Raw genomic sequence first — 26,095 nt, forward strand, 5'->3', positions numbered from 1 at the left:
GATGAAAAACAAGATTTAGCCATTTTTCATGCAAAAATTGATTGAAACGTTAAATTTTCATCTTATTTTATAAAAATGTTATCAATGTTCAACACGCCCTAGTACCAAAAATTCATTCATGAATTTCATGAATCACGACAAGCTCATTTGCCACAAACGGCACGGTAAAATCATCAATGCGTTTTAGGGGTTTCATGGCGACCAGTCCGTCCCCGATGAAGTCATACAGGGGCTGATAGCCGTTGTCGTATGCCATGCCTTTGGCAAGTTTAAAGGCGTTTTGCAGGATAAAGGAATTAAAATATTTATAAGACTGCTCGCACACGTCTTTGATGGTGTGGATTTGGGCGATACGTTCGTCTTTGGCATTGACGTGCCGATACACGTCATGCATGAGCGTGTCATCAATACCCCCATTGGTGTAACGCTCGCCAAAGTCAGCCAGTAGGGACGTTGCCAATGTTAAATCAAGACTGATGGCATGAACTGCCGACTGCACGCCAAGCACGCCTGCCCCTAGGGCGTTGGTGGGGATGAGCTTTTCTAGTTTGCCCGAGCCATTTAGGGCGTTCGTCCCTGCGGTTAACAGCTGGTCGGCAAGCACGTCAAAATCATCATCGCCATAAATCCGCTCAATGAGATAATTGGCAAGTGGGGCGGTTTTGTCATCGGCAAATAGAGCGTGATTGGTGCGTTTGATACGAGCCTTTTGCCATGCTTGTACATCGCTAAGTGCCTGTTTTAGGGCAGGATTGGTGTGATGGGGTAGGGCTTGATAGGCTTTTAGCATATCGACTAGGGTTTGGATTTGGGACATGGCGTTAATTTTGTTGGTGGGTTAAAGTGGGGTTAAAATGAGTCAAGGTTGGGTTAAAGGTCGGATTTGTAAGTTTGACGGAATTGTTTTTTATAAGGCGTGCAGAGTCAATCCCTGCACTCCTATTTTATTTAAAATCATGGCGATTTAAATGGTTGTGTTACCATAAAACATACCAACTGGTCGGTTTGAATCAAACGCTCTCGCCACGCCACAAATCGTCCAAACTCTCACGCTCACGCACGACTCGATGAGAGCCGTCATCACACATAATCTCGGCAGGTCTGGGGCGGGTGTTGTAGTTGCTTGCCATGACAAAGCCATAAGCTCCTGCTCCTGTGATAGCAAGGGTGTCGCCCACGTTTAGGGCAAGCGTGCGATTTTTTGCCAAAAAGTCGGACGACTCACATACCGAGCCGACAATGTCCCACACTTGGGGGGTGGTCGTGGCGGTCAAATCGGCAGGAATAACCGCCATGACCGAGCCATAAAGGGCAGGTCGCATGAGTTCGCACATGGACGCATCCACGATGGCAAAGTTTTTGTGTTCGGTGGGTTTTAGTACGTCCACATTTGTGAGTAGCACCCCTGCATTGGCGGAGATGTTTCGCCCTGGTTCTAAGTGTAGCCCTAGACCATATTTTTCTTGTAAATCAAGCAGTTTGGGCAGTAGGGCGTTGGCGTATTCGCTCACGCTGGCAGGGGTCTCATCGGTATAACGCACGCCCAAGCCCCCGCCCAAATCCACATGGCGTAAGCTAATGCCCTGTGCGTGTAGCTCGTCAATGAGCTCAATGACTTTATCCAAAGCGTCCACAAAAGGCTGGGTGTCGGTGAGCTGTGAACCGATGTGGCAGTCTATGCCGATGATGTCAAGGTTTGGCAAGGATTTGGCAAAACAATAAGCATCTAGGGCGTTATCATGGCTGATACCAAATTTGTTGTCCTTTAAGCCTGTGGAGATGTAAGGGTGCGTTTTGGCATCTACATCGGGGTTGATACGCAGGGCAATGGGGGCGGTTTTGCCAAGCTCGCTTGCCACTTGGCTGATGAGTTCAATCTCACTCACCGCTTCGACATTAAAGCACCCAACCCCTGCATTTAGGGCGGTGGCGATGTCGCTTTTGGTTTTGCCCACGCCCGAATAGACGACTTTGTCCGCCTGTCCGCCTGCTTTTAATACACGGGCAAGCTCGCCTGCTGACACGATGTCAAAGCCTGCCCCTGCATGGGCAAGCGTGGCAAGGACGGCAAGGTTTGAGTTGGATTTGACCGCATAGCAAATCTGCACGTCTGACAAGGGGGCGAAACTCTCCACATAGGCACGGTAATTGGCAAGTAGGGCGTTTTTGCTGTACACATAAAGCGGTGTGCCATAGGTCTGGGCTAGGGTTTTGGTGCTGACGTTGTCAATAAATAGTGTGTCGTCTTGGTAGTCGATAAAAGGCAAATCCGCCACGTGCGTGCGTGGGTCTATGGTTAGGATTGAGTGTTCGGTGCTGTCTGCCATGGTTTTTCCGTTAAAAAAGTATTTGGGGGTTTATTTTAACAAAAAATTTTGGTTTGTCATTTTTTATTTTAAAAATAATTGGGGTTTGGGCAGAATATATAGGGCGTGTTGAACATTGATAACATTTTTATAAAGTAAGGCAAAAACTTAACACTCTAAATCAATTTTTGCATGAAAAATGGCTAAATCTTGTTTTTCTTCGTCAAAATCCTTGTTGATATTTCAATATCAACTTCGGACTTTTCCTTGAAAAACGTGCGATTTTTCTCATTTTTCATTGCAAATACCAAAGTTCAACACGCCCTAACGATTTTTTTTAAATATAAACCATTTTTCATTGTTATATAAAAAAGGCTTTATGATAAAATACCCCAAAAATTAACCATTTGACATCATGACTGCAACCACTTACACCTTTAAAGACAAACTCATCGCATGGCTACAACTGACCCGTTTTGATAAACCTGTGGGGACGGAGCTACTTTTGTATCCGACTTTGTGGGCGTTGTTTTTGGCAAATGCAGGCGTGGGGCGATTGCCGAGCATGGCTCACATCGTTATTTTTACGCTTGGGGCGGTGCTTATGCGAGCATCGGGCTGTGCTATCAATGACTTTGCCGACCGCAAGGTGGACGGACAAGTCAAACGCACCAAAGACCGCCCTTTGGCAGACGGGCGACTGTCTGCCAAAACTGCCGTTTTGACCTTTGTGGGCTTGTCGGGACTGTCAGCGTGTTTACTCTTTTTTTTGCCGATACAGGTGTTTTATTGGTCGCTGGTGGCGGTATTTCTTGCGTTTATCTATCCGTTTATGAAACGCTACACGCACCTGCCCCAAGTGGTACTTGCAATGGCGTTTGGTTGGGCGGTGCCGATGGCGTTTGTGGCGGTGCGTAGTGAGCAGGGACAAAGCGGTGTTGGGCTGACAGGCTGGCTTGTCTTTGTTGCCTATATGTGCTGGACGGTGGCGTATGATACGATGTACGCCATGTGCGACAAGGACGATGATGTCAAGATTGGGGTAAAATCCACCGCCATTTTGTTTGAAAAATGGTTTGGCGACAAAGACATTTATTTTATCATGGCGTTAAATGGCGTGTTTTTGGTCATCATGATAGCATTGGTGCATCGCTTTTTTGGGGTGTGGTCTGCGTGTGGTTTGGCGGTCGGTTTGGCAGGGCTGTTTGCCATGCAATATGACAAAATCAAAACTCGTGAACGCCTAAATTGCTTTACCGCCTTTTGTCAAAATGCGTGGGTAGGACGGTATGTGTTTTTGTATGTGGCATTGCTGTCGCTTATGATGTATGGTTAGCTTGCAGATAAAATCAGATAAAATAAGGCAAAAAGACTGGGTGTCTGTTACCCAATCTTTGCATTTGTCCCATCAATCACCCCACCCCCTAAGCAAATGTCGCCATCATAAAACACAACCGATTGCCCTTGTGTTACCGCACGCTGGGCATCATCAAACACCACTTTGACTTTATCGCCTGTCTCATCAAGGGCAAACACCGTACAATCTTGGTCACTCTGGCGATAGCGGGTTTTGGCGGTGCATCTAAAACCTTGCTTGCCAAAAATCTGAACAGGCGGAGCAATTCCCCAATCAAGTTTATAAGCAGTGAGTTCGGTGGATTGTAACATGGCGTGGTCATGCCCCTGTCCGACGATGAGACGGTTATTTGTCAGGTCTTTGTGTAACACAAACCACGGCTCTTCAGGGCGATTTGCCACACCGCCGATGCCAATACCGCCACGCTGTCCGATGGTGTAATACATCAAGCCATCATGTGTGCCGATTTTTATGCCATCATCGGTGTAGATATCGCCTTTTTGGGCGGGCAAATACTGTTGTAAAAAATCCTTAAACTTGCGTTCACCAATAAAGCAAATCCCTGTGGAGTCCTTTTTGTTGGCGGTGATAAGGTCATATTTTTGGGCAATGGCTCGCACTTGTGGCTTTTCAAGCTCACCGATGGGAAAAAGTGTCTTAGCGATTTTGTCGCCCCCCACAGCGTGTAAAAAATAACTTTGGTCTTTATTGGTGTCCAAACCACGCAGCAACTGGGCCCTACCATCTTGGTTAAAACCACGGCGTGCATAATGTCCTGTGGCGATAAAATCTGCCCCAAGTCCAAATTGTCGCCCAGACGCATAATCCAAAAAGGCTTTAAATTTAATTTCTTTGTTGCATAAAATATCAGGGTTTGGCGTGCGTCCTGCTTGATATTCTGCCAAAAAATGTTCAAAAACATTGTCCCAATATTCCATGGCAAAATTAGCGGTGTGTAATTTGATGCCGATTTTATCCGCCACCGCTTGGGCGTCGGCAAGGTCAGTCATGGCGGTGCAGTATTCACTGCCATCATCTTCTTCCCAGTTTTTCATAAACAAGCCTTCAACATGAAAGCCTGCTTGTTGTAACAAAACAGCCGATACCGAGCTGTCCACACCACCAGACATGCCAACGATGACTTTAATGTCTTTGGGGGCTTTGCCATAAAATTGGGCAATATCAGATAGACGGTAGGCGTTCATGGTTGTCTCTTTTTATCAAATTGTGGTAAAATTGTGCTATTATATAGGGCTTGCCAGTCATTTTACAAGCCTTGTCCACAATAAATCAAAAAGGCTTGATGATGATAAAAATCGGTCAAGGCATAGATGTGCATTCATTCACACAGGGTGATTTTGTGATGCTTGGCGGTGTACGCATTCCCCACAGCCATGGCATAAAGGCTCATTCAGATGGCGATGTACTGCTACATGCTTTATCAGATGCCCTTTTGGGAGCGTTGGCTTTGGGCGATATTGGACAGCATTTTCCTGATACAGATGATGCTTATCAAGGTGCTGATAGCAAAGTTTTGCTAAAACATGTTTATGCGTTGGTGCAAGCACAAGGCTACACGCTTGGTAACGCTGACATGACGGTCATTTGTGAATTACCGAAGCTATCACCGCACAACTTTACCATGCGTGAGTGCATTGCAGGCGTGTTGGGCGTCAGTGTAGACTGTGTGAGTATCAAGGCCACCACCAACGAAAAAATGGGCTGGATAGGGCGTGGTGAGGGCATTTGGGCAAGTGCAACGGTGCTGCTTATTAAAAACCATGCCTATTAAAAACAGTGGTGTGTTTGTTTGGTTTATTTTTGTCATTGACAATAAATATGGAGTCTAAATGATTGCTAAAAATACCGCTTTATTGCTCATTGACTTACAACAAGGCTTTTATGATGAAGCCTACTGGGGCGGTCATCGCAATAACCCACATTGCGAGCAGGTTTGTTTTGAACTACTTAGCCATTGGCGAGAGCAAGATTTGCCCATTTTTCACATTCGTCATTCATCAACCACGCCCCAATCACGCTTACACCCCACACATCAAGGTTTTAATTGGATTGAACTGACTAAGCCCCAAGCTCATGAAACTGTCATTACAAAACATGTCAATAGCGGTTTTATTGGCACAGATTTACAGCAGCAACTGACCAAAGCGGGCATTGATACGCTTGTTCTTGTTGGGCTGACAACCAACCACTGTGTATCCACAACCGCACGCATGGCAGCTAATTTGGGCTTTACCACTTTTGTGGTATCCGATGGCACAGCGACTTTTGATAGAATGGGAGCAACTGGCGAGCAATTTGACAGTCAGCTTGTCCATGAAATCAGTCTTGCCAATTTGCATGGTGAATTTGCCACTGTACTTACAAGTGCTGAACTTTTACATAAATACACCTTGTAAAAATTGCCATTTGCCCCCATAATAACCCAAATTTCTCAAATCGGAGCGAACCATGACCGACATCAACCCAGAAACCAAAACCTTAATTGAAAACCAAATCAAAGACCATGCTGTCCTACTGTATATGAAAGGCACGCCCCAGTTTCCCCAATGTGGATTTTCAGCGCGTGCAGTAGAGGTGCTGACCCAAATTGGCAGACCCTTTGCTTTTGTCAATATCCTAGAAAATCCAGAAATTCGCAGTACTCTACCACTCATCGCCAATTGGCCAACCTTTCCACAGCTTTGGGTTAATGGTGAGTTAATCGGTGGTAGTGATATCATTTTACAAATGTACCAATCAGGTGAGCTAAAACCACTCATTGAAGAGCATAGCCCAGAGGTCTGATGGCGACAATCGGTTATTTTAGATAACCGATTTTTATTGATAACCATGATAAGCACTAAATAATAAGCACTAAGGTGATGTGATGCTTGATGAAGGTTTTATTCATAAAAACAGTCAACAAATTGTAGAGTTGTGCCAAACACCTGACACAGCATTGACCGCATTGGCATATTGGATAAAATACGAAAATGTTGAACAAGATGCCATCTGTGCTATTTACAAGCGAATTTGTGCAGACATGGATGTGCAATCGGCTTATTATTTGGTGCGAATCATACAGGCCATATCAGAGCCAAATTGTCCCATAGACATACAGCCGTTAATAAAGATGGTCAGTGAATTTGGGGGTGAACTTAACAATTCATTATCCATGCTGGTCAATCAAGAGATGTTAGAACAAATCCGACAAGAAAGCGGTGTATTTTCATGAACATGCCAAACATTTCTGAGCAAATCATCAGCCTTTGCCAAAAGCCAAATACCGCTTTGAGAGCGATTCATTGGCTGATTGCCAATAATGGAGCAAGTGAATCCGCCTTTTGTGCGGTGTATGATAGAGTTATGATGGATAATGATGTGAATGGGGCGTATTATTTGGCGGTCTTTGCCCAAAAAGTGGATGATTTGCCTTTTGATGGTGTGCCACTTATTGACATGGTAATAAATGGCGCGGATAAGCAGATGAAGTTATCTTTGATTGACAAAATGCCAAAAGAGATGCAATTAAAGTATTTGGATAAAATCTGATTAAATTCTGATAAAGTATAAGGGCGTTGATACGCTCTTTTTAATGTTTAATATGATTAATGATTAAAATTATGCTAAAATAATCGGCTTTTTTAAAGAATGTATACTTATGAGCTTTTTAACCAAAACATTTGATGTCATCGTCATCGGTGGCGGACACGCAGGCACAGAGGCCGCTCTTGCGTCCGCTCGCATGGGGGTAGATACCCTACTTATCACGCATAACATTGAGACACTCGGACAGATGAGCTGTAATCCTGCCATTGGCGGTATTGGCAAATCGCATTTGGTGCGTGAGGTGGATGCGCTTGGTGGGGCGATGGCACTCGCAACCGATAAGGCAGGCATTCAGTTTCGGGTGCTAAACAGCCGTAAAGGGGCAGCAGTGCGAGCCACACGTGCCCAAGCTGACCGTATTTTATATAAGGCAGCCATTCGCCACACGCTTGAAAATCAGCCAAACCTTACAATTTTTCAGCAATCTGTGGATGATATCATTGTTGAAAATACTCGTGCGGTGGCGGTGGTAACAGCCACAGGCATTCGTCTAAATACTCGTGCGGTGGTGCTGACATCAGGGACATTTTTGGGTGGGGTGATTCATGTGGGCTTAGACCATCAAAGTGGTGGCAGAGCAGGCGACATGCCCGCCATTCGTCTTGCTGACCGTTTGCGTGAATTAAAACTGCCTGTTGGACGCCTAAAAACAGGCACACCTGCTCGCATTGATGCTCGTACGGTGGATTTCTCCGTGATGACCGTGCAGTCAGGCGATACACCTTTGCCTGTCATGAGTTATATGGGTGATGTTGCCATGCACCCACGCCAAATCAACTGTTATATCACCCACACCAACGCACGCACGCATGACATTATCCGTGCCAATCTTGACCGCTCCCCCATGTTTAGTGGTAAGATTGAGGGGGTTGGGCCACGCTATTGCCCGAGTATTGAAGATAAGATTCATCGTTTTGCTGACAAAGACAGCCATCAGATTTTTATTGAACCTGAGGGGCTAACAACCCATGAATTATATCCCAATGGCATCTCAACAAGCCTGCCTTTTGATGTTCAGCTTGAATTCATCCATAGCATGAAAGGGCTTGAAAACGCCCACATTACCCGTCCAGGTTATGCCATTGAATACGACTATTTTGACCCACAAAATCTAAAACCCACGCTAGAAACCAAATCCATTGACGGTTTGTATTTTGCAGGGCAAATCAATGGCACAACAGGCTATGAAGAGGCGGCGGCACAGGGGTTATTGGCAGGGCTAAATGCAGGACGCATGGCACTTGGCAAGGCATCGTGGACACCACAAAGACACGAGGCTTATCTGGGTGTGCTTGTTGATGACTTGATTACCCATGGCACCAAAGAGCCGTACCGTATGTTCACAAGCCGTGCCGAGCATCGCCTGATTTTGCGTGAGGACAATGCTGATGCACGCTTGACCGCCATCGGACGAGAGCTTGGGTTGGTGGACGATGAACGCTGGGCGAGATTTAGTCAAAAAATGGAGTCTATCGCCAGTGAAACTGCCCGCCTAAAAGACATTTGGGCGACCCCAAATAATGCCATTGGTCAAGATTTTATGGCAAACACAGGTGAGATTTTGACCAAAGAAAATTCGTTACTGGATTTATTAAAACGCCCAAATATCACCTTTGATGACATTGCCAAAGTGTCAGACAGCACAGTGAGTGCTAAGGTGGGTGAACAGATTGAGATAAGTGTTAAATATCAAGGTTATATTGAGCGTCAAAATGATGAGATTGAGCAAATGAAGCGTCTTGAAAATACGCTCTTACCGCTTGATTTTGATTATGCCAGTGTGTCTGGTTTATCCAATGAGATTGTCCAAAAATTAAGCCAAATCCGCCCGACAACGCTTGGGCAGGCAAGTCGCATCAGTGGCGTTACCCCTGCGGCGGTCAGTCTTTTGGCGATGACGATAAAGAAACTTAAAAAAACACAAGCAGTGATGACATGATTGAGCGTGATATGAAGCAAATATCTTTTGAGTTTGGACAAAATCACCCCCAAATTTACTTAAAAGCCATTGATTTATTTGCAGGCATTGGTGGTATTCGTTTGGGCTTTGAGCAGGTATTAAGTTTGGGTTTGCTACATAAGTTGGCAGATTAAGGAATGTGATGTTAGATGCCATAAGCTTTGCCTTGATGATTGTCTCTCCAAACCTAGCCTTGATGGGGCTGGGTTTTTATCTACAAAAAATGGGCAAAATCAACACTCATTTTATTGACACAGCGTCCAACATTGTCTTTAATTTTGCTCTGCCATGTCTGCTGTTTTTTAGTGTGATAAAAAATAATGTGGATTATGATGAGCAGTTGGCACTCATCATGGCAGGGGTTGTTACAACTTTTGTGCTGTTTTTTGGGGCAGAAGCGTATGCCAAAATATTCATCAAGCAGGCGCGTGATAAGGGCGTATTTGTGCAGGGAGTGTTTCGCTCTAACATGGCGATTATCTCGCTGTCAGTGGCAACCAATGCTTATGGGGTGGCAGGAACAAGCGTGGGGGCGGTGTATGTGGGGGTCATCACCATTTTATGTAATGTTTTGGCGGTCATCACTTTATCACGCACGAGCAGTATTAAAGGATTGTCGGTTCAAAGTTGGGACATTCTCATCAAGATTGTTAAAAATCCACTCATCATTGCATTGGTGTCTGCCTTTATTTATAAAGCACTTGGTTTGCCCTTACCACCTGCACCGATTGCTAAAACAGGTGAGCTGATGGCAAACATTGCCCTACCGCTTGCCTTGATATGTGCAGGGGCGACGCTGGATGTGAAATCCATGCTGGGACTGTCTGGTGTGTCCATGCAGGCAAGCATTGGGCGTATTGTCATTGCACCACTTTTGGCGGTGGGTGTGGGTGTGGCATTTGCCTTAGAACCTTTACAATTTGGTGTGTTATTTTTAATGGTATCAGGCCCAGCAGCTGCCGCAAGCTATGTGATGGCAAAGGCGATGGGCGGTAATGATGTACTGGCAGCAAATATTTTGGGGTTTACGGCAGTCTTTGGGATGATTGGCATGGCGGTGGGCATGGCGTGGCTTAGAGGTTTGGGATGGGTTTAGACTCTTTTTTCTATCAATGTTGCCACATCTGCCTTGGTGTGCTGACTGTCCCATGCGATGAGTGTGTGTAGGCGGCGTTTATAAATCTCGGATAAGACGATATTTTTGGCATTTTCGCCTTGTTTTTTTAGTACATTTTGGAGGCGTTGGCACATAAGTTCGTTAAATAGCAGTGCCATTTGTTCCAAATAATGGTGCTGATTGAGATAAAAAAAATCACGCCATAGCCTGCTAAGATGGTGTTGTAGCTTGGCATTGGGTAGGCTTGCCATGATAAGATGAGCTTTACCATCAATGGCGGCGGCTGATTTGTCATGTAGGTCAAACTGGGTGATTGCTCCTGTGTCCGCCATGTTTAAAATCATCTCAATGGTACGCACCAACTCCGCCAAATCCGCATCAATGTCTTGCCAGTTGGGCAGGGCAGGCACAGACAACTCTTGACGTTTTAGGTGATTTAGATATGGCTTGTGTGCATCCGCCACGCCAGAGCTGGTCAGTAGGGTGCTTAGGAGGTTGTTTTTGACGATGTGGGGAGCGTAGAGTAAGCACAGATACAGCTGAGTGTTACTGTCCATCTCTTGGTGATAGTTGGCGGTGTCATGAGTGGCTTTTTTATTTTTACCGCTTAATCTTGTCCAAAAATCGTTATTTAGCCACCATCTAAAACTTGACCCCTTGGGCAGTTTGGTGGTCAACTCTTTTAGCTCAGCGACCGCACGAGCCTTGTTCTCAGGCAAGGATAAATCATGACGGTTTTGTAGCACACCATGAATGTAGTCTGCCATACTCTGGGCATGCGTGATTTGTGCACGCATGGCATCTGTCCCATGGGTCTTGATGTAGGTATCAGGGTCATGTCCATCGGGTAGGGTTAGAAATTGTAAGGTTTTGCCATCAGGCAGTACTGGCATGGCAACCTCCAAAGTTCGCCACGCCGCCCGTTGTCCTGCCCCATCACCATCAAAACACAGTGTTAGGGTGTCGTTGTATTTTAACAGCTCTGCAATTTGTTTGTCATTGGCCGCTGTTCCCATGGGAGCGACCGCCCCATCAATCCCTGCTTGGTGCAAGGCGATGACGTCCATGTAACCTTCTACCATAAGATAATTTGTTGCTTTTGCTTGACGTGCTTCATACAGCCCATACAAAATGTGTTGTTTACTAAATACAGGTGATTCTGATGAATTGATGTATTTGGGCATCTCATCGCCCAGTGACCGTCCTGCAAAACCAACCACTCGCCCCTGTCTGTCCTTGATGGGGAAAATCACACGGTCTCGAAGCAGGTCAAAATCTCGCCCCTTTTGGGATGTTCTTATCAACCCTAAAATGCGTAAGCCTTCAATGTCGTGGGGAAAAGCCTGCTCCAAATGTTGCCAACCGCTCGGGGCATAGCCCAAACCAAATGTGGTCATCGTCTCATCACTTAAACCACGTGAGACAAAATAAGCCTTTGCCACAGGGTGTTGATGGAGCATGTTTTGATAAAATTGAGCGATGGCAAAGAGTAAGGTGTACAAATCACCTTCACCATTTTGGGGGTCATTGATGGGGGCGTTAGTCATGTGTTGATGATTGCTATGGTGATAAATGTGGTTGTTATCATCAGTAAAGTTATCATCAAAGCCAACATTTAAAGTTGTATCAAGATTGTTATTAAAGCCAGTGCTAAAATTCTCATCAAAGCCACCATCAAAACCACCATTAAAATCTTGATGAGTACCATAAGATGATACATCAGTATTATCATGATGGGATGGTTGATGGGTTGCGTGGGTGTTTGTATTACCTGTTTTGTTTTGATTTGTTTTTGTGGATATTTGGGCGTTTTTGGGGGTTGGGGTTTTGTTTTTGGTGTAGCGGATTTTTTGAACAAAGTTGTCGTCTTTGGGCAATTCTATGCCTGTTTGTTCAGATAAATAATCCACCGCTTCTTTAAAACTCATGCGTTCAAATTCACGCAAAAAGGTAATGGGATTGCCTTTGACGCCACAGCCAAAACAGTAGTACAGATTGGTCTGTGGATTGACATAAAATGATGGTGTTTTTTCGCCATGAAACGGACAGCATCCTTTGAACTCACGCCCAGCAGGTTTTAGGGTGGTGTGTTTTTTAATGATGGTAACCAAATCGGCAGATGAATTTAGTCGTTCAAGTGTGGTGTCGGGGATTTTCATGTGGTATGTCAAATATTATAACCAGCCTGCTTTTCTAAATTTATAATATAAAAATAAGCACACCGCCAAGACCGTACCAATTACCATAAAATAACCGTATTTCCAATGAAGTTCAGGCATGTGGTCAAAGTTCATGCCATACACCCCAGCCACAGCAGTGGGTACGGCGGCGATGCCTGCCCATGCGGCAAGTTTTCGCACCACGTCGTTTTGCCCCATGGTAACCATCGCCATATAAGTATCCATGGCAACCGACAGCATCTCGTTTAGTCCATTGACCGCATCAATAGAACGAAGCAGATGGTCATTGACATCACGAAAATAGGGTTTGGCGGCAGCAGGAAAGGCAGAGACTAACTCGTTTTTTTGATGATTGATGAAAAAATTGCACACATCTTGGACGGGCAGAATCACCGCACGCATATGCACCAGTTGTGATTTGAGTTCGTACAGACTTTTTAGGGTGGATTTGCTAAATTCATACGAGAAAATGTTACGTTCTTGTTCACGCAAATAGTTGCCCAAACGGTCAGTAATCGGCAAGTAGTTATCAACAATGAAGTCTAAAATGGCGTGCAAAACAAAAATTGGCCCTAGGCGAAGTTTTTCAGGACGGCGATGGCAGTGTTCACGCACGGGGGTGTAAGAGTTGGATGCCCCACGCCTTACGCTGATGATGAAGTTTTTGCCCATAAAAATCGCAGTTGTGCCATAGCGAATGTAGTTATCTTCAAGTTTGGCAGTACGCACAACCACAAAAATGGTGTCATTGCCATAATTTTCAACTTTGGGGCGTTGATGGTCGGCAAAGGCGTCTTCTAGGGCAAGTTCGTGCAAGTCAAAGGCATCTTGAACCTCTTTGACGGTCTCAAAACTGGGGTCATGCAGCCCAAGCCAAATGAATTGACTGTTGTTGGTCAGTTGGCGACTGACCTCATCAATGCCCAATGTGGCGACAGGCTCGCCTGTTTTACGAGAGTAGGCATGGCAGACGACTGTTTCATTATCGCCTGAGTTTTCTTCTAAGTCTTCAAAACGGTCAGCATCTGGGTCATAGACCGTCATGGTTTCAATGGTATCTTCATCGCTGGCATCAGCGTCGCCGTAGATGTAACTGTCCTCTTCGTCGTGAAGATTTAGGTCATCATTAGGTTCGTCGGTCAACTCAGCAGATTCAAACAGCTCTTCTTGTAGGGGCGTGGTGTGTGTTTTTGTTGCAGGCGTGGTATTTGGCATGCCGTCCCCCAAATGACTAAAATAAGATGACTAAAATAAAAACGAATGGATAAACATGATATTATACCAATATTTGTTTTATTGTGGCAAAAAATTTATTGGCCGATATGAACCAATTTTTATGGTTTTAATGGATGGCTAAAAGTGGTAGAATAAGCCAAATTCTAACTTAACACCATCGCATGAAAATCTACCTAGCAAGAAATAACGTTCAAGCAGGTCCTTACACCTTAGACGAATTAAATCGCATGCTTATATTGGGCGAGGTTGCCCTAACTGACTTGATGTGGCACACGGGCATGAGCGAGTGGCAGACGGTCGGGCAGATGACAGGTGGGGTCTATACTTATCAGCCGTCTGTGCAAACACCGCCCAGCCCAACACCTCCAACTGCCAAGCCCGAACAGCGGGGCTTTGGTGATAATGTAGATATGGTCAAAGATGAATCCAAACCAAAGCGGATATCTGTTGCCGAACTCTATGGGCGTAAACCCATACAAGACCCCAACGCCAGTCAGAATGACGAGCCAAACCGAACTGAGTCAAATGCCCGTCCGACCAAAGAGCGGATGGCAAGCCTGCCAAAAGATGATGGCACAATAGAGTATGCCAGTATTTTGGCTCGCTTTTCGGCATTTGCCATTAACGTGGGGCTGTACATACTGGCATTGTTACCGCTTATCATGGCGTTCATGCAGGTGGTGGATGTCAATGAGATAGCACGCCATGCTCAGGACTATCAAGCCTTGCAAGTATATAGCCAAAGTTTGGTGGATAAGGTGTCAAAGACTACAATCATGATAAGCAATCTTATGCTTTTGGCACTGCTTGGCATTCAATCGCTACTGATTATCATGCGTGGGCAATCATTTGGCAAACTTGTCATGGGCATTCGTGTTGTGGATATAAAAACAGGCAAATTACCCAGTTTTGGCACGCTTGTTTTTATGCGGACGCTGTTTTTGATTGTACTTTATGTCATCGGGGCAAGTGTGATGTCAGGATTGCCTGCGATGATAATGCTTGGGGCAAATTATATCATGGCAAAAGGCAATGACAAAAAACAAGGCTGGCATGACAAAATGACCAAAACATTAACGGTAAAAGCCAAACCCTCACAACTGGATAAGACCAAATAATGATTATTTATTTAAACAATACTTGCCATTTAAAATATTTGCCATTTAAATGGATAAAGTCACAGCATTTAATGATGGATTTGTTTTTAATTAATTTTCAAATCCATTAAAATAAAATCAGTCATGCTATTTTTAATCCATTATTAATCTCTTAAATATGCAAAAGTTAAATATGCAAATGAATGCCAGTCTTAACACTGACCAATTAACCGCCTTACAAAAAGTACAACTGCCTGATGATTGGAAGTTTGCCTTAGCCGATATATTATTATCGCCCATCATGGATAACTTGCGTACTTTTTTACAAAATCAATACATTCAGGGCAAGACAATTTATCCGCCCAAGTCTTTGATTTTTAACGCCCTAAATACCACGCCCTTATCCTCTGTTAAAGTTGTGATACTCGGACAAGACCCCTACCATGGAGCAGGGCAAGCGATGGGGTTGTCGTTTAGCGTGCCAAAAATCATTCCCAAACCGCCAAGCCTTAGCAATATTTTAAAAGAGCTTGCAACTGATTTGGGCATTTTTATCTCAACGCATGGCGATTTGACTCACTGGGCAAATCAGGGCGTGCTTTTGCTTAATGCCACATTGACGGTAGAAGATGGGCGTGCAGGTTCTCATCAAGGTAAGGGCTGGGAGGAATTTACAGATGCGGTGATTGATGTTATTAACCATCAAACCGACCGCACGGTTTTTATCTTATGGGGCAGTTATGCCAAGAAAAAAGGGCGTTTTATTGACACCTCTCGCCATTTGGTATTGGCTGCCAACCATCCATCTCCTTTATCAGCAAATCGTGGCGGATTTTTTGGTTCTCGTCCATTTTCCAAAACCAATGATTATCTTATCAGACATGGCAAGAAAGCGATTGATTGGGCGTTGCCACAATGATGGGGTGTTCTGATGGGATGGCTGTTTTGCCAAAGTTTGACTCATTAAAATTTTGGTCACCGACTGATGTTGCTATGATGACCCATGCCCTAATCCTTGCCAAACATGGGGCAGGGTGTGGTGAGATACCTGTGGGGGCAGTGGTGGTACATGATGGGCAGATTTTAGGCGAGGGTTTTAATTGCCCAATCAGCACGCATGACCCTACGCATCACGCTGAGATTGTTGCCCTTCGCCAAGCATGTCAAGGTTTGCAAAATTACCGCTTACCAATTGATACGACACTGTATGTAACGCTTGAACCTTGCACCATGTGTTTTGGTTCACTCATTCACGCTCGTGTCAGTCGTGTGGTGTTTGGAGCGTATGAACCCAAAGCGGGGGCGGTGGTCAGCCAGTTAAACCTTGCCAAAGAGCTTTTTTACAATCATCTAATTGCCATCCAAGGCGGACTGTTGGCACATGAAAGTTCGCTCATGTTAAGCCAATTTTTTAAACAAAGACGAGAGGACAAGAAAAGACAAAAATTAAAGATTTGTCAAAATAAAGTTTGACATATTGTTTAACATATTAATGGTAAATTAAATATCAAATTATCTCAACCAAAATCATCATTTGACCTAAATTTATTTATATTAAAAGAGAATCCCCATGACAATCCCAAAAATCATCACCATAGACGGCCCAAGCGGTGCAGGTAAAGGCACGGTGGCTTATCGCCTTGCCGAACATTTTGGTTTTGAGCTGTTAGACAGCGGTGCGTTGTATCGCATTGTTGGACTGATGGCGTTTAAACATGGTTTACTTGATGGTACAAATGACCAGGGACAAAATACTGCTGAGCAAAAAATAAATGAGCAAAAAATTGCTGATTTGACCAGGTCTTTAAATCTGTCTTTTCATCCGAGCACTTCCACAAAAACAGTGGAGATTTTGATGAATGGCACACCTCTAACAGATGACATTCGCACCGAGTCGGTGGGTAAATATGCCTCCAAAGTGGCCGTATTGCCAAGCGTACGGACGGCTTTATTTGATTTGCAAAAAAATATGGCAACAGACAAAAGGGGGCTTGTGGCGGATGGGCGAGACATGGGAACGGTGATTTTCCCCAATGCCCCTGTCAAGGTATTTTTGACCGCAAGCAGTAAGGCTCGTGCCAACAGACGACTCTTACAACTACAAACAGCGGGCAAGGTGGCAGATTATGAGGCGATTTTGGCGGACATCATCGCCCGAGATGAACGGGATGAGAATCGCAATGTTGCTCCAAGTCGCCCTGCTGTGGACGCTCTGGTCATTGACAGCTCCGACAAATCAGCAGATGACGTTTTTGATGAGATTTTGACGTTTGCACAGGATAAATTATGATCACGCTTATCCCACTTAGCACCACACATCAAGATGAGTTGTCTTATGTGCTAGATGATGAACAAATGCAGTTCACTGCTTTGCCACAAGATTGGCTTAATGATGAGCGTGCGGATGCTTATAAGGTAGTGATTTTGGATGATGAGTTACATCGGGTGGTGGGATTTTTTGTGCTGGATTTTGGACAGGATAAATACCGCTACACCGACAATCCCAAAGCCGTCCTGCTTCGCTCTATGTCCATAAATCCTGCCTGTCAAGGCAAAGGCTATGCCAAAAATGCACTGAATTTCAAATACTTACAAGAGTTTTGTAAAACGTATATCCCACTTTGCGATGAGATTGTGCTTGGGGTAAATCATGCCAATGTCTCCGCCCAAAGACTCTATGAAAAAACAGGCTTTATCAAGCAAGCACGAACCGTTATGGGGCAAAAGGGTGAGCAGTGGGTGTATGCGTTAAATTTGTGAAATAAATCTGTTTATTTTTCTGATTTTGTGTTATAATCGTAAAGATTTTTTTGTGGCTTGTTAAGCCAAAACTAGCATCTCTTAACAACCCACCTAACTTGAACCGTACTGGCTAGACAGGCTACGGCTATTTTTAAGGTATACATAATGGTATCATTTGCTGAACTGTTTGAACAAAGCAATGCAAACGAAGTAAAAGTTGAAATTGGTGCAGTTATCCAAGGTCAAGTTGTTGCAATTGACAACGACTGGATTACCGTGGACACAGGTCTGAAATCAGAAGGCATCATCGAGCGTGGCGAGTTTCTAAACGAAGCAGGCGAGCTTGAAGTTGCTGTTGGCGACACTGTGGACGTGGTTATCGAAAAAGTTGATAACGGCATGGGTCAAACAGTGCTTTCTCGTGAAAAAGCAAAACGTGAAGAAAGCTGGCGTGCACTTGAACAACTTCATGAGAATGACGAAATTGTTACTGGTCTTATCTCATCTAAGGTTAAAGGTGGCTTTACGGTTGAGATTGGTTCTGTGCGTGCGTTCCTACCAGGTTCTTTGGTTGATGTACGTCCTATCCGTGAGACCACTCACCTAGAAGGCAAAGAGCTAGAATTTAAAGTCATCAAGATTGACAAAGTTCGTAACAACATCGTGGTATCTCGCCGTGCCGTTATGGAAGCTGAAAATAGTGCTGAGCGTGATGAACTGCTTGCCAAACTAGAAGAAGGCATGGAAGTTCAAGGTATCGTTAAGAACCTAACTGATTATGGTGCGTTTGTTGATTTGGGCGGTATCGACGGTCTACTACACATCACTGACATGGCGTGGAAGCGTATCAAGCACCCATCAGAAGCGGTAGAAGTGGGTCAAGAGCTTAAAGTTAAAGTATTGAAGTTCGACCGTGAGCGTAACCGCGTTAGCCTAGGTCTAAAACAGCTTGGTTCTGACCCATGGGGCGAAGTTGAGCAAACTTACCCAGTTGGCACCATCACCAAAGCTCGCGTAACTAACCTAACTGATTATGGCTGTTTTGCTGAGATTGCCGAAGGTATTGAAGGTTTGGTACACGTTTCTGAAATGGATCACACCAACAAAAACATTCACCCATCAAAAGTTGTCCAAGTGGGCGATGAAGTGAATGTGATGGTTCTTGAAATCGATGGCGAGCGTCGTCGTATCAGCCTAGGTATCAAGCAAACCATGCCAAACCCATGGGAAGAGTTTGATAAGAAATACTCAAAAGGCGATAAAATCACTGGCACCATCAAATCAATCACTGACTTCGGTCTGTTCATTGGTCTAGAAGGTGGTATTGATGGTTTGGTTCACTTGTCTGACATCTCTTGGAATGAGTCTGGCGAAGAAGCCATCCGTAGCTACACCAAAGGCGACACCGTAGAAGCCCAAGTGCTACAAGTGGATGCCGAAGGTAACCGTATCAGCCTAGGCATTAAACAACTTAACTCTGACACATTTAACGAATACCTATCTGCCAATGAGCGTGGTGCCATCGTTAAAGGTACAGTTAAAGAAGTAGATGCCAAAGGTGCAGTTATCGCCCTAGCGGATGACGTAGAAGGCTACCTAGCCGCTGCCGACATCGCTCGTGAGCGTACCGAAGACGCATCAAAAGTACTAAACGTGGGCGACGAAGTAGAAGCCAAAATCGTTCGTGCTGACCGTAAAGCTCGCAACATCACTTTGTCCATCAAAGCCAAAGACGAAGCCGATGAGCGTCAAGCACTAAAAGAGCTGTCAAATGCAGCCACTGAAAATCAGCCAAAAACTTTGGGCGACATCTTTGCCGACCAACTAAAAGGCTAATCGCTGATTTATCAAAGACCTTGAAGTAATTCAAGGTCTTTTTTTGGATTAAATATTTGAAAATTAACAAAAAATTGATTTTATTTTTGGTAAAATTGCGGTATGATTACACTTTAACTTGAACCTTGCTCATTGGTAATTTTGTTGTGAATTTGAGTAAGGTGTGGTTCAAAAGGTGAAAAAATGCAAGAAATCAAGCAAGAGAACAAGTCTAGCCATAACAGCGAAGATGTGATGAAAAAGTCAGATTTGATTGCAAATGTGGCATCTAAATGTGATAATTTAGAAGAGATGGCAGTTGATGAAGCGGTGCGTGAGATTTTGGACATGATGACGTATAGCATAGCCAAAGACGAGCGAGTAGAAGTTCGTGGTTTTGGTAGTTTTTGTTTGCATCATCGTGATGCCCGCAGAGCTCGCAACCCCAGAACGGGCGAATATGTGGATGTAGAAGCCAAAGCCGTGCCACACTTTAAACCCGGTAAAGCACTGCGTGAGCTCGTAGATATCCATAACAGATAAGGTGGCTTATGTCTTTATTTATCATTGTTTTGTTGGTGCTGTTTTTTGGGTATGCCATCGCCTTGGTGCTTGCCAATAACAGCGAAATTGCGGTCAATCTGCTGTTCTCGCAGGTGCCAACCACCAATTTAGGGTTATTGCTTGTCCTAACCATTGCTTTGGGGGTGTTCATCGGTATCTTGTTGTCGGTGCTGTTATTTAGGGTGCTACAAAACAAATTAGAAATCCGCCGTTTGTACAAAGAAAAAGCAGAGCTACAAGCTAAACTGAACGAAGCCAATGTCGTGATTGAGCATTCTCGCCAGTCGCATATCTTAGCAGACGAAACTAAAGTTACCGTCCCTGAGCAGACCGTCACAACCATAGAATCCGACACTCGCCCCCTGTCTGATACTCGTTCTTTATAATCATTACTTTTAAGACGAATAACCATGCAAATAAATACACGCCCCCCAATTACATCCCCCATCATCGTTGCGGTGGACAAGCATGATTTACCATCGGCTTTGGCACTTGCGGACAGCTTAGACCCGAGTTTATGTCGTTTAAAGGTGGGCAAAGAGCTGTTTACTGCCTGTGGCAGAGATGTGGTGGATGCGTTTCATGAGCGTGGATTTCAAGTTTTTTTGGATTTAAAGTTCCATGATATTCCTAACACCACAGCTCAGGCGGTCTTGGCGGCTGCCGACATGGGTGTGTGGATGGTGAATGTGCATGCATCTATCGGCTCTGATGCGATGGCACTGTGTAAGACTCGCCTAAATGACGGTGGTTATGATACCCTGCTCATCACAGTGACGGTGCTAACATCCATGACGCAAGACGTACTCGGTGAGCTTGGGGTGCAAGGCACGCTAGATGAGCATGTCATGCGACTGGCGGGTCTGACTCATCGTGCAGGGCTTGATGGGGTGGTCTGCTCCGCCAAAGAAGCATCGCTTTTAAAATCTACGTTCGGGCAGGCGTTTAAACTCATTACCCCTGGTATTCGCCTGCCTGACGATGGCAAGGACGACCAAAAACGCATTTGTGCGCCCAAAGAAGCCTTGGACAATGGTTCGGATTATTTGGTGATTGGGCGTTCCATTACTCAAGCTGATGAGCCAAGACAGAAATTGGCTAAGATTTTACAGATGATTTAAGGCTGTTTATCAATACTTTGGTGTTGTTAATTATATCTAATGAACTTGATATTTGCCACGGGTTTTTTAGGGCTGAGCAAACCCTTTGATGGTGTTGTTTTTATAAGGCGTGCACAGCACGCCCCTACAATCCACATATCATTGCGTTTGTGGTAATTTTAAAGTTTTTAGGTGTAAAACACATCATTTCAATATTTTGTATTTGATGATTAAGCTTATTTATTTTAACTTTATCAATTTAACTTTGCCAATAAAAAACACCGCTCATGGCGGTGTTTTTGTGTGTACTAGGCAAGATTAAAAACGCTTTTTAAACTTACCGCCCATTGCATTACTGGCATTTTGTAGTTCGTTCATTTTTTGGCGAACTTGCTCTTCACTCATGCCCAGATTGATGGTGCTGGGGTCTACGCCCATGTCATGAATGTCACTGGTCATTTTGGCAAACTCTTGTTGTTTGTTGCCACCAAACAAAGGACCGCCACCACTGCCAGACATGCCACGAGTCAGCCCCTGCACGGCTTTCATCATTTTCTCGATACCATCGGGGCGACTAATCATTTTCATCATTTTTGCCATCTGCTTGTGCTGTTTTAGCAGGGCATTGACGTCTTGGATTTGTTTGCCCGAACCTGCGGCGATACGACGTTTACGGCTTGGGGTGATTTTGTCGGGGTTTTGGCGTTCAAAGGGCGTCATGGAATGAATGAGTGCTTCCATTTCTTTGACTTTCTCTTCGGGTTTGGCTTGGGCGAGTGCGTCTTGGATGTTTGCTCCGCTCATGCCCGGCATTTTGTCCAAAAATCCTGCCATGCCCCCCATGTTTTTCATCTGTTGGAACTGGGTCAATAAGTCTTCTAAGTCAAACTCACCGCCTTTTTGGATTTTTTTCGCCATGCGTTCGGCTTTGTCACGGTCGATTTTGTTTTCAACTTCTTCGACCAATGACAACACGTCCCCCATGCCAAGAATACGCTGGGCGATACGCTCGGGGTGGAACAGCTCCAAGGCTTCTAGTTTTTCACCACGACCCAAAAATTTAATGGGCTTGCCAGTAATCACACGCACGGACAGAGCGGCACCACCACGAGCGTCACCATCTGTCTTGGTCAAAATCACGCCTGTTAGTGGCAGGGCGTCATTAAAGGCTTTGGCGGTATTGGCAGCGTCTTGACCAGTCATTGAGTCTACGACAAACAAAGTCTCGGTAGGATTGACAGCAGCGGTCAACTCTTTGATTTCGGTCATCATCGCTTCATCGATGGCAAGGCGACCTGCGGTGTCGATGATGAGAATGTCAGCAAACTGGATTTTGGCTTGTTCGATGGCACGATGAGCGATGTCAATCGGATTCTCGTTTACGCTCGATGGTACGAACATCGCCCCCACTTGCCCTGCGACAAATTCAAGCTGATTAATCGCGGCAGGGCGATACACGTCTGCCGACACGAGCATGACTTTTTTCTTTTGTTTGTCTTGTAGGAACTTGGCAAGTTTACCTGCGGTGGTGGTCTTACCTACCCCTTGCAAGCCTGCCAACAGATAGACCACAGGCGGTTTGCCTGTCATCTCTAAGCCTTGGTTTGCCGAACCCATCATCTCGGTCAGCTCGTCATAGACGATTTTGACAAAGGCTTGACCAGGGGCGAGTTCTTTTAGCACTTCTTGCCCAAGGGCTTGTTCTTTGACTTTGGCGACAAAATCACGAGCCACAGGCAGTGCCACGTCCGCTTCTAGGAGTGCCATACGCACTTCACGCAAGGTGTCTTTGATGTTGTCTTCGGTTAGGGTGCTTTGACCTGCCAGTTTATGAAGTGTGCCAGAGAGTCGTTCGGTTAAGGTGTCAAACATGATGAGTTCCAAAAAATTAATAGAAAAATTTGGGTTATTTTATGCTAAATTTAAAAATTATGCTATTATTATTGCATATTTTATACCAATTTTTATGATAAAGGGGTGGTTGTGTTCGTTTTATACCTGATTGGCGTGATGATTTATGCAGGGGTGGGGCTTCATCTGTATCACGCTTTGGTTAAAAATAAGCCAATTTTTAAGACCGCCACGTTATCCGCCCTAACCATCGCCATCATCTTGCATGGCGTGATACTCGCCCCACAAATCATCACGCTCTACGGGCTTAATTTTAACATTTTTAACGTCCTTAGTCTAACAGGGCTGTTTTGCCTTATCTTTTTTGTGCTGTTTAGTCTGTATCGCCCCATTCTGAGCCTAGGCGTGCTTGCCGTGCCGACCGCCATTATTGGCATGAGTTTTGGTGAGTTTGGGCAAGCCCCATATCAGCCGATTACTGACATGAACATGGGACTACAAACGCACATCCTGCTGTCGTTTGGAGCGTACTGCGTGCTACTGATGGCGTGCGTGCAAGCGGTGATTTTGCGACTACAAATCCGTGAATTAAAGCACCAGACGATACACCGCTTTTGGGTTGCCAAATTGCCGTCTTTGCAGAGCATGGAGAGCCTGCTGTTTGATATGATACTCATGGGCTTTGTGATTTTAAGTGTTGCCATTGGGCTTGGGCTGGCGACCACTTATGACATCATGGCTCAGCATGTGGCACATAAGCTTGTGTTTAGTGTGCTGTCGTGGCTCGTGTTCGGGGTGTTTATTGCGGGGCATTACCGTTTTGGCTGGCGGGGTAAAAAAGCGTCCAATTTTGCCATTTATGGCTTTATCCTGCTTGCCATCGGGTTTGTGGGGTCAAAGGTGGTGTTGGAGCTGATTTTAAAATAAATTGGGTTATATAGGGTAATTATTTGCACAAAAATCAATCTTTTATCACAGAGTAAATTACAATTTGTCCCTGCAAGCCTATTTAAAGATATAACTAGGGTTTACCTGCCCTTAATAACACCATTTATAATTCAAAAGGCTTTGTAAACAAATCAACCGTTTTTGCATGAAAAATGGCTATCTAACCACTTAACTTAAAAAAGCTAAATGCAAATCTTAAAACTTATATGATTAAGTGGTCGGATTGTTTTTCATAATAAAAACTTGCTTGATAGAATGATTGTCAAACTTCATCTCTTCCTTGAAAAATGTGCAATACCCCTGTTTTTAAATAAATATTATACCAAAAAGGACAAATCATGATAAAAAAATCACTCTGTATCATCATTGGCTTATGTATGGCAATGTTCGCCCATGCTCACTGCATTTATGAAAAGCCCTTGGATGAACCCATAACCGATTTTCGCTGTGTTGGCAATCTGATAGAACGCAATCACGATTATGAATATTATAGCGTCGTAGATAAGCAGGGTAATGTTTTATTTGCCAAGGTGGATTTATTATATGAATATGGCAGAGGGATTGACATGGTCGTGAATGGTAAAACAGGATTAATTGATGAAGACGGTCGCATAAAACTGCCTTTTAAGTATGAACATATCGGTATCTTTGAAAAAGATGACAATCTTATCTTAGCCAAATCAAATGGTAAATTTGGCTATATCAATCGACAAGGCGAAACGGTCATTGATTTTATCTATGATGATGCTTGGAGGTTTTCAGAAGGTTTGGCTTGGGTTGTACAAAAAAGAGCGGATGGCAAAGGTCGTGATTATTATTTTATTGATGAAAAAGGCAATAAGGTATTTGATGTGCCAAAAGACATCTCATCAATGGGGATGAGTTTTAATGATGGGCTTTTTATGGTTAAAAAGAATGGCAAGTTTGGCTATATCAATAAAGAAGGAGAGTTTGCCATTGATTATCAGTATTATGATTTTGTTGAGGGTTTTGAACATGGGCTAAATATTGTCACTAAAAATGATAAAGAAGGTGCGATTGACCGCATGGGTAATGTCGTCATTCCCATAAAATACGATAATATCGAATATGTGGATGAGCATTATTTAATATTAACCTTGGATGATGATTCTTTTATTGCAAATTTTAATGGCGATATTTTAAAAAAGGACATGAGATTACACCTTCCAAGCAACCTTTATGATAATAACAACCGTCCTATATACATCGCAACTTTGTTAAATGAAGAAGGTTATCCAACGGCATTGGTTAATCACGAATTAAAAGAAATCGTCCCTTTTCATCGCTTTGATGACATATTTGTATTAAACGATAAATATTTTACAGTAAAAAATAAGCGTTTAAATCAAGATGAAACCATGCCAGCAGATGATGATAGATATGGTATTATTGACAATCAAGGCAAGCTGATATTTGAGCTTGATTATCAAATTGATAAAACTTTTCATGGTGGGGTTATGACGGAGGATTATTATATTTTAAAAAATAAACATCATGCAGGCGTGGTTGATAAAAACATGAATTTGCTATTGCCTTTTGATTTTGATGATATTTATTCGCCTGACATGTCATTTTTTATTGTCAAAAAAGATGATAAAGTGGCATTGTATCAATATGACAAAGCCATGACGGGATTTGATTATCAAAAGATTGAATTTATCACGCCAACCCTATGGGCAGTTCAAAAAAATGATAAATGGGCGTTAATCAATGAACAAAATAAGCCTTTGACCAAATTCATATATGATGACATGGATGAGTTAAAATATGGCATGATACCTGTTTTAAGACAAGGTAAATGGGGCTTGCTTGATGAGCATTACCAAGAAATCATTGCTCCTGTACATGAAGGTTTATGGATTTTGGATAATGGGGCGATTGGCGTGAGCAAATCAAGCGATGGTGATAATAAGTATGGCTTGGTGGATAAAAAAGGCGTGGCATTGACTCAGATGGAGTTTGATGACTTGTCAAGTTTTGGGGCGACAACAATAAGGGTGGCAAAGCAAATCGGTGATAAGCAGTACTATGGACTGCTTGATATCACGGGTAAGGAGATTTTCCCTGTCAAATATGACTTCATCACGCAGTCATATGGGGCGACCGAAGAGATGTATCTTGGTGATGAGACCATTACCATAAATAAGGCAGGCAAGATATTGGCAAATAGATAAGACGGGTAATGGCTAAGC

General features: G+C 44.0%; 26 protein-coding genes. 20 read left to right on the forward strand and 6 right to left on the reverse strand.

Going from position 1 to position 26,095, the window contains the following annotated elements:
- Nucleotides 1–112: 112 nt before the first annotated feature.
- Together IM753_RS04280 and lysA are read right to left on the reverse strand one after the other, a co-directional pair.
- Nucleotides 113–817: a hypothetical protein gene (locus IM753_RS04280; protein WP_065256320.1), complete on the reverse strand. Its 705-nt coding sequence runs from the start codon at nucleotides 815–817 to the stop codon at nucleotides 113–115.
- Between the two features lie 193 nt (nucleotides 818–1,010).
- A complete protein-coding gene (gene lysA, locus IM753_RS04285; RefSeq protein ID WP_065256319.1) occupies nucleotides 1,011–2,327 on the reverse strand; it encodes a diaminopimelate decarboxylase in 1,317 nt (438 codons plus the stop codon).
- Nucleotides 2,328–2,721: 394 nt separating this feature from the next.
- On the opposite strand from lysA, the gene ubiA reads away from it, so the two are divergent.
- Entirely contained in the window at nucleotides 2,722–3,642 is a 921-nt protein-coding gene (gene ubiA / locus IM753_RS04290; RefSeq protein WP_194108753.1) for a 4-hydroxybenzoate octaprenyltransferase, read from the forward strand.
- 47 nt (nucleotides 3,643–3,689) lie between these two features.
- Here the strand turns inward: ubiA and mnmA are convergent, their stop codons facing one another.
- A complete protein-coding gene (gene mnmA / locus IM753_RS04295) occupies nucleotides 3,690–4,868 on the reverse strand; it encodes a tRNA 2-thiouridine(34) synthase MnmA (protein WP_194108754.1) in 1,179 nt (392 codons plus the stop codon).
- A gap of 98 nt (nucleotides 4,869–4,966) precedes the next feature.
- On the opposite strand from mnmA, the gene ispF reads away from it, so the two are divergent.
- The 8 genes from ispF (at nucleotide 4,967) to IM753_RS04335 (ending at nucleotide 10,328) form a co-directional block, all read left to right on the forward strand.
- On the forward strand, nucleotides 4,967–5,455 hold the full coding sequence (gene ispF, locus IM753_RS04300) for a 2-C-methyl-D-erythritol 2,4-cyclodiphosphate synthase (RefSeq protein WP_064622513.1): 489 nt from the start codon (nucleotides 4,967–4,969) through the stop codon (nucleotides 5,453–5,455).
- Nucleotides 5,456–5,513: 58 nt separating this feature from the next.
- Nucleotides 5,514–6,080, forward strand: coding sequence for a cysteine hydrolase family protein (locus IM753_RS04305; protein ID WP_194108755.1), 567 nt, complete (start codon nucleotides 5,514–5,516; stop codon nucleotides 6,078–6,080).
- A gap of 52 nt (nucleotides 6,081–6,132) precedes the next feature.
- A complete protein-coding gene (gene grxD / locus IM753_RS04310) occupies nucleotides 6,133–6,468 on the forward strand; it encodes a Grx4 family monothiol glutaredoxin (RefSeq protein WP_065248917.1) in 336 nt (111 codons plus the stop codon).
- Between the two features lie 82 nt (nucleotides 6,469–6,550).
- On the forward strand, nucleotides 6,551–6,898 hold the full coding sequence (locus IM753_RS04315; protein WP_065256311.1) for a hypothetical protein: 348 nt from the start codon (nucleotides 6,551–6,553) through the stop codon (nucleotides 6,896–6,898).
- On the forward strand, nucleotides 6,895–7,215 hold the full coding sequence (locus IM753_RS04320; protein WP_066887327.1) for a hypothetical protein: 321 nt from the start codon (nucleotides 6,895–6,897) through the stop codon (nucleotides 7,213–7,215). The genes IM753_RS04315 and IM753_RS04320 overlap by 4 nt, the downstream gene beginning before the upstream one ends.
- Before the next feature lie 109 nt (nucleotides 7,216–7,324).
- Nucleotides 7,325–9,211: a tRNA uridine-5-carboxymethylaminomethyl(34) synthesis enzyme MnmG gene (mnmG, locus tag IM753_RS04325; RefSeq protein ID WP_194108756.1), complete on the forward strand. Its 1,887-nt coding sequence runs from the start codon at nucleotides 7,325–7,327 to the stop codon at nucleotides 9,209–9,211.
- Nucleotides 9,208–9,366: a DNA cytosine methyltransferase gene (locus IM753_RS04330; RefSeq protein WP_172823643.1), complete on the forward strand. Its 159-nt coding sequence runs from the start codon at nucleotides 9,208–9,210 to the stop codon at nucleotides 9,364–9,366. The genes mnmG and IM753_RS04330 overlap by 4 nt, the downstream gene beginning before the upstream one ends.
- An 8-nt stretch (nucleotides 9,367–9,374) precedes the next feature.
- Nucleotides 9,375–10,328, forward strand: coding sequence for an AEC family transporter (locus IM753_RS04335; RefSeq protein WP_065256308.1), 954 nt, complete (start codon nucleotides 9,375–9,377; stop codon nucleotides 10,326–10,328).
- Here the strand turns inward: IM753_RS04335 and IM753_RS04340 are convergent.
- Both IM753_RS04340 and corA read right to left on the reverse strand, forming a co-directional pair.
- A complete protein-coding gene (locus tag IM753_RS04340) occupies nucleotides 10,325–12,508 on the reverse strand; it encodes a DNA primase (protein ID WP_194108757.1) in 2,184 nt (727 codons plus the stop codon). The genes IM753_RS04335 and IM753_RS04340 overlap by 4 nt on opposite strands.
- 15 nt (nucleotides 12,509–12,523) lie before the next feature.
- On the reverse strand, nucleotides 12,524–13,744 hold the full coding sequence (gene corA, locus IM753_RS04345; RefSeq protein ID WP_194108758.1) for a magnesium/cobalt transporter CorA: 1,221 nt from the start codon (nucleotides 13,742–13,744) through the stop codon (nucleotides 12,524–12,526).
- Nucleotides 13,745–13,926: 182 nt separating this feature from the next.
- Here corA and IM753_RS04350 point away from each other — a divergent pair, with 182 nt between their 5' ends.
- The 9 genes from IM753_RS04350 to pyrF all read left to right on the forward strand — a co-directional run bounded on the left by IM753_RS04350 (nucleotide 13,927) and on the right by pyrF (nucleotide 21,104).
- Nucleotides 13,927–14,883 (forward strand): RDD family protein, encoded by a 957-nt coding sequence (locus IM753_RS04350; protein WP_194108759.1) that lies wholly within the window; start codon nucleotides 13,927–13,929, stop codon nucleotides 14,881–14,883.
- A gap of 178 nt (nucleotides 14,884–15,061) precedes the next feature.
- Nucleotides 15,062–15,781: a uracil-DNA glycosylase gene (gene ung, locus IM753_RS04355; protein ID WP_156623404.1), complete on the forward strand. Its 720-nt coding sequence runs from the start codon at nucleotides 15,062–15,064 to the stop codon at nucleotides 15,779–15,781.
- A gap of 17 nt (nucleotides 15,782–15,798) precedes the next feature.
- Nucleotides 15,799–16,335 carry a tRNA adenosine(34) deaminase TadA gene (gene tadA, locus IM753_RS04360; RefSeq protein WP_066888153.1) on the forward strand — a complete coding sequence of 179 codons (537 nt, stop codon included), beginning with the start codon at nucleotides 15,799–15,801 and terminating at the stop codon, nucleotides 16,333–16,335.
- Nucleotides 16,336–16,432: 97 nt separating this feature from the next.
- Nucleotides 16,433–17,152 carry a (d)CMP kinase gene (gene cmk, locus IM753_RS04365; RefSeq protein WP_067009193.1) on the forward strand — a complete coding sequence of 240 codons (720 nt, stop codon included), beginning with the start codon at nucleotides 16,433–16,435 and terminating at the stop codon, nucleotides 17,150–17,152.
- The gene (locus IM753_RS04370) at nucleotides 17,149–17,622 is read left to right on the forward strand and encodes a GNAT family N-acetyltransferase (RefSeq protein ID WP_194108760.1); all 474 of its coding nucleotides are present in this window, start codon (nucleotides 17,149–17,151) and stop codon (nucleotides 17,620–17,622) included. Before cmk ends, IM753_RS04370 begins: the two co-directional genes overlap by 4 nt.
- A 144-nt stretch (nucleotides 17,623–17,766) precedes the next feature.
- Nucleotides 17,767–19,440: a 30S ribosomal protein S1 gene (rpsA, locus tag IM753_RS04375; RefSeq protein WP_156065151.1), complete on the forward strand. Its 1,674-nt coding sequence runs from the start codon at nucleotides 17,767–17,769 to the stop codon at nucleotides 19,438–19,440.
- A 183-nt stretch (nucleotides 19,441–19,623) separates the two neighbouring features.
- Complete coding sequence (locus IM753_RS04380; protein ID WP_167346510.1) at nucleotides 19,624–19,962, forward strand: integration host factor subunit beta; 339 nt, start codon at nucleotides 19,624–19,626, stop codon at nucleotides 19,960–19,962.
- A gap of 8 nt (nucleotides 19,963–19,970) precedes the next feature.
- The gene (locus IM753_RS04385) at nucleotides 19,971–20,369 is read left to right on the forward strand and encodes a LapA family protein (protein ID WP_065256302.1); all 399 of its coding nucleotides are present in this window, start codon (nucleotides 19,971–19,973) and stop codon (nucleotides 20,367–20,369) included.
- A 24-nt stretch (nucleotides 20,370–20,393) separates the two neighbouring features.
- Nucleotides 20,394–21,104, forward strand: coding sequence for an orotidine-5'-phosphate decarboxylase (gene pyrF / locus IM753_RS04390; RefSeq protein WP_065256301.1), 711 nt, complete (start codon nucleotides 20,394–20,396; stop codon nucleotides 21,102–21,104).
- Nucleotides 21,105–21,401: 297 nt separating this feature from the next.
- Here pyrF and ffh read toward each other — a convergent pair whose 3' ends face one another.
- Nucleotides 21,402–22,955, reverse strand: coding sequence for a signal recognition particle protein (ffh, locus tag IM753_RS04395; protein WP_065256300.1), 1,554 nt, complete (start codon nucleotides 22,953–22,955; stop codon nucleotides 21,402–21,404).
- A 111-nt stretch (nucleotides 22,956–23,066) separates the two neighbouring features.
- Between ffh and IM753_RS04400 the strand changes: the two genes are divergently transcribed.
- Both IM753_RS04400 and IM753_RS04405 read left to right on the forward strand, forming a co-directional pair.
- Nucleotides 23,067–23,861 (forward strand): inner membrane protein YpjD, encoded by a 795-nt coding sequence (locus IM753_RS04400; protein ID WP_194092707.1) that lies wholly within the window; start codon nucleotides 23,067–23,069, stop codon nucleotides 23,859–23,861.
- A 359-nt stretch (nucleotides 23,862–24,220) separates the two neighbouring features.
- Nucleotides 24,221–26,077 (forward strand): WG repeat-containing protein, encoded by a 1,857-nt coding sequence (locus IM753_RS04405; protein ID WP_065256298.1) that lies wholly within the window; start codon nucleotides 24,221–24,223, stop codon nucleotides 26,075–26,077.
- Nucleotides 26,078–26,095 lie beyond the last annotated feature (18 nt).

The organism is Moraxella sp. K127, from assembly GCF_015223095.1.
In the GTDB taxonomy this organism is placed as follows: domain Bacteria; phylum Pseudomonadota; class Gammaproteobacteria; order Pseudomonadales; family Moraxellaceae; genus Moraxella.

Bases quoted from the DNA above. Each gene is read 5' to 3' on its own strand.
- pyrF (WP_065256301.1), top strand. From the start codon at position 20,394: ATGCAAATAAATACACGCCCCCCAATTACATCCCCCATCATCGTTGCG.
- IM753_RS04350 (WP_194108759.1), top strand. From the start codon at position 13,927: ATGAAAATCTACCTAGCAAGAAATAACGTTCAAGCAGGTCCTTACACC.
- ung (WP_156623404.1), top strand. From the start codon at position 15,062: ATGAATGCCAGTCTTAACACTGACCAATTAACCGCCTTACAAAAAGTA.
- IM753_RS04330 (WP_172823643.1), top strand. From the start codon at position 9,208: ATGATTGAGCGTGATATGAAGCAAATATCTTTTGAGTTTGGACAAAAT.
- mnmA (WP_194108754.1), bottom strand. From the start codon at position 4,868: ATGAACGCCTACCGTCTATCTGATATTGCCCAATTTTATGGCAAAGCC.
- IM753_RS04320 (WP_066887327.1), top strand. From the start codon at position 6,895: ATGAACATGCCAAACATTTCTGAGCAAATCATCAGCCTTTGCCAAAAG.
- ubiA (WP_194108753.1), top strand. From the start codon at position 2,722: ATGACTGCAACCACTTACACCTTTAAAGACAAACTCATCGCATGGCTA.
- IM753_RS04335 (WP_065256308.1), top strand. From the start codon at position 9,375: ATGTTAGATGCCATAAGCTTTGCCTTGATGATTGTCTCTCCAAACCTA.
- tadA (WP_066888153.1), top strand. From the start codon at position 15,799: ATGGCTGTTTTGCCAAAGTTTGACTCATTAAAATTTTGGTCACCGACT.
- IM753_RS04305 (WP_194108755.1), top strand. From the start codon at position 5,514: ATGATTGCTAAAAATACCGCTTTATTGCTCATTGACTTACAACAAGGC.
- IM753_RS04315 (WP_065256311.1), top strand. From the start codon at position 6,551: ATGCTTGATGAAGGTTTTATTCATAAAAACAGTCAACAAATTGTAGAG.
- IM753_RS04405 (WP_065256298.1), top strand. From the start codon at position 24,221: ATGATAAAAAAATCACTCTGTATCATCATTGGCTTATGTATGGCAATG.
- IM753_RS04370 (WP_194108760.1), top strand. From the start codon at position 17,149: ATGATCACGCTTATCCCACTTAGCACCACACATCAAGATGAGTTGTCT.
- ispF (WP_064622513.1), top strand. From the start codon at position 4,967: ATGATGATAAAAATCGGTCAAGGCATAGATGTGCATTCATTCACACAG.
- lysA (WP_065256319.1), bottom strand. From the start codon at position 2,327: ATGGCAGACAGCACCGAACACTCAATCCTAACCATAGACCCACGCACG.
- IM753_RS04380 (WP_167346510.1), top strand. From the start codon at position 19,624: ATGCAAGAAATCAAGCAAGAGAACAAGTCTAGCCATAACAGCGAAGAT.
- IM753_RS04280 (WP_065256320.1), bottom strand. From the start codon at position 817: ATGTCCCAAATCCAAACCCTAGTCGATATGCTAAAAGCCTATCAAGCC.
- cmk (WP_067009193.1), top strand. From the start codon at position 16,433: ATGACAATCCCAAAAATCATCACCATAGACGGCCCAAGCGGTGCAGGT.
- IM753_RS04385 (WP_065256302.1), top strand. From the start codon at position 19,971: ATGTCTTTATTTATCATTGTTTTGTTGGTGCTGTTTTTTGGGTATGCC.
- IM753_RS04340 (WP_194108757.1), bottom strand. From the start codon at position 12,508: ATGAAAATCCCCGACACCACACTTGAACGACTAAATTCATCTGCCGAT.
- grxD (WP_065248917.1), top strand. From the start codon at position 6,133: ATGACCGACATCAACCCAGAAACCAAAACCTTAATTGAAAACCAAATC.
- mnmG (WP_194108756.1), top strand. From the start codon at position 7,325: ATGAGCTTTTTAACCAAAACATTTGATGTCATCGTCATCGGTGGCGGA.
- ffh (WP_065256300.1), bottom strand. From the start codon at position 22,955: ATGTTTGACACCTTAACCGAACGACTCTCTGGCACACTTCATAAACTG.
- corA (WP_194108758.1), bottom strand. From the start codon at position 13,744: ATGCCAAATACCACGCCTGCAACAAAAACACACACCACGCCCCTACAA.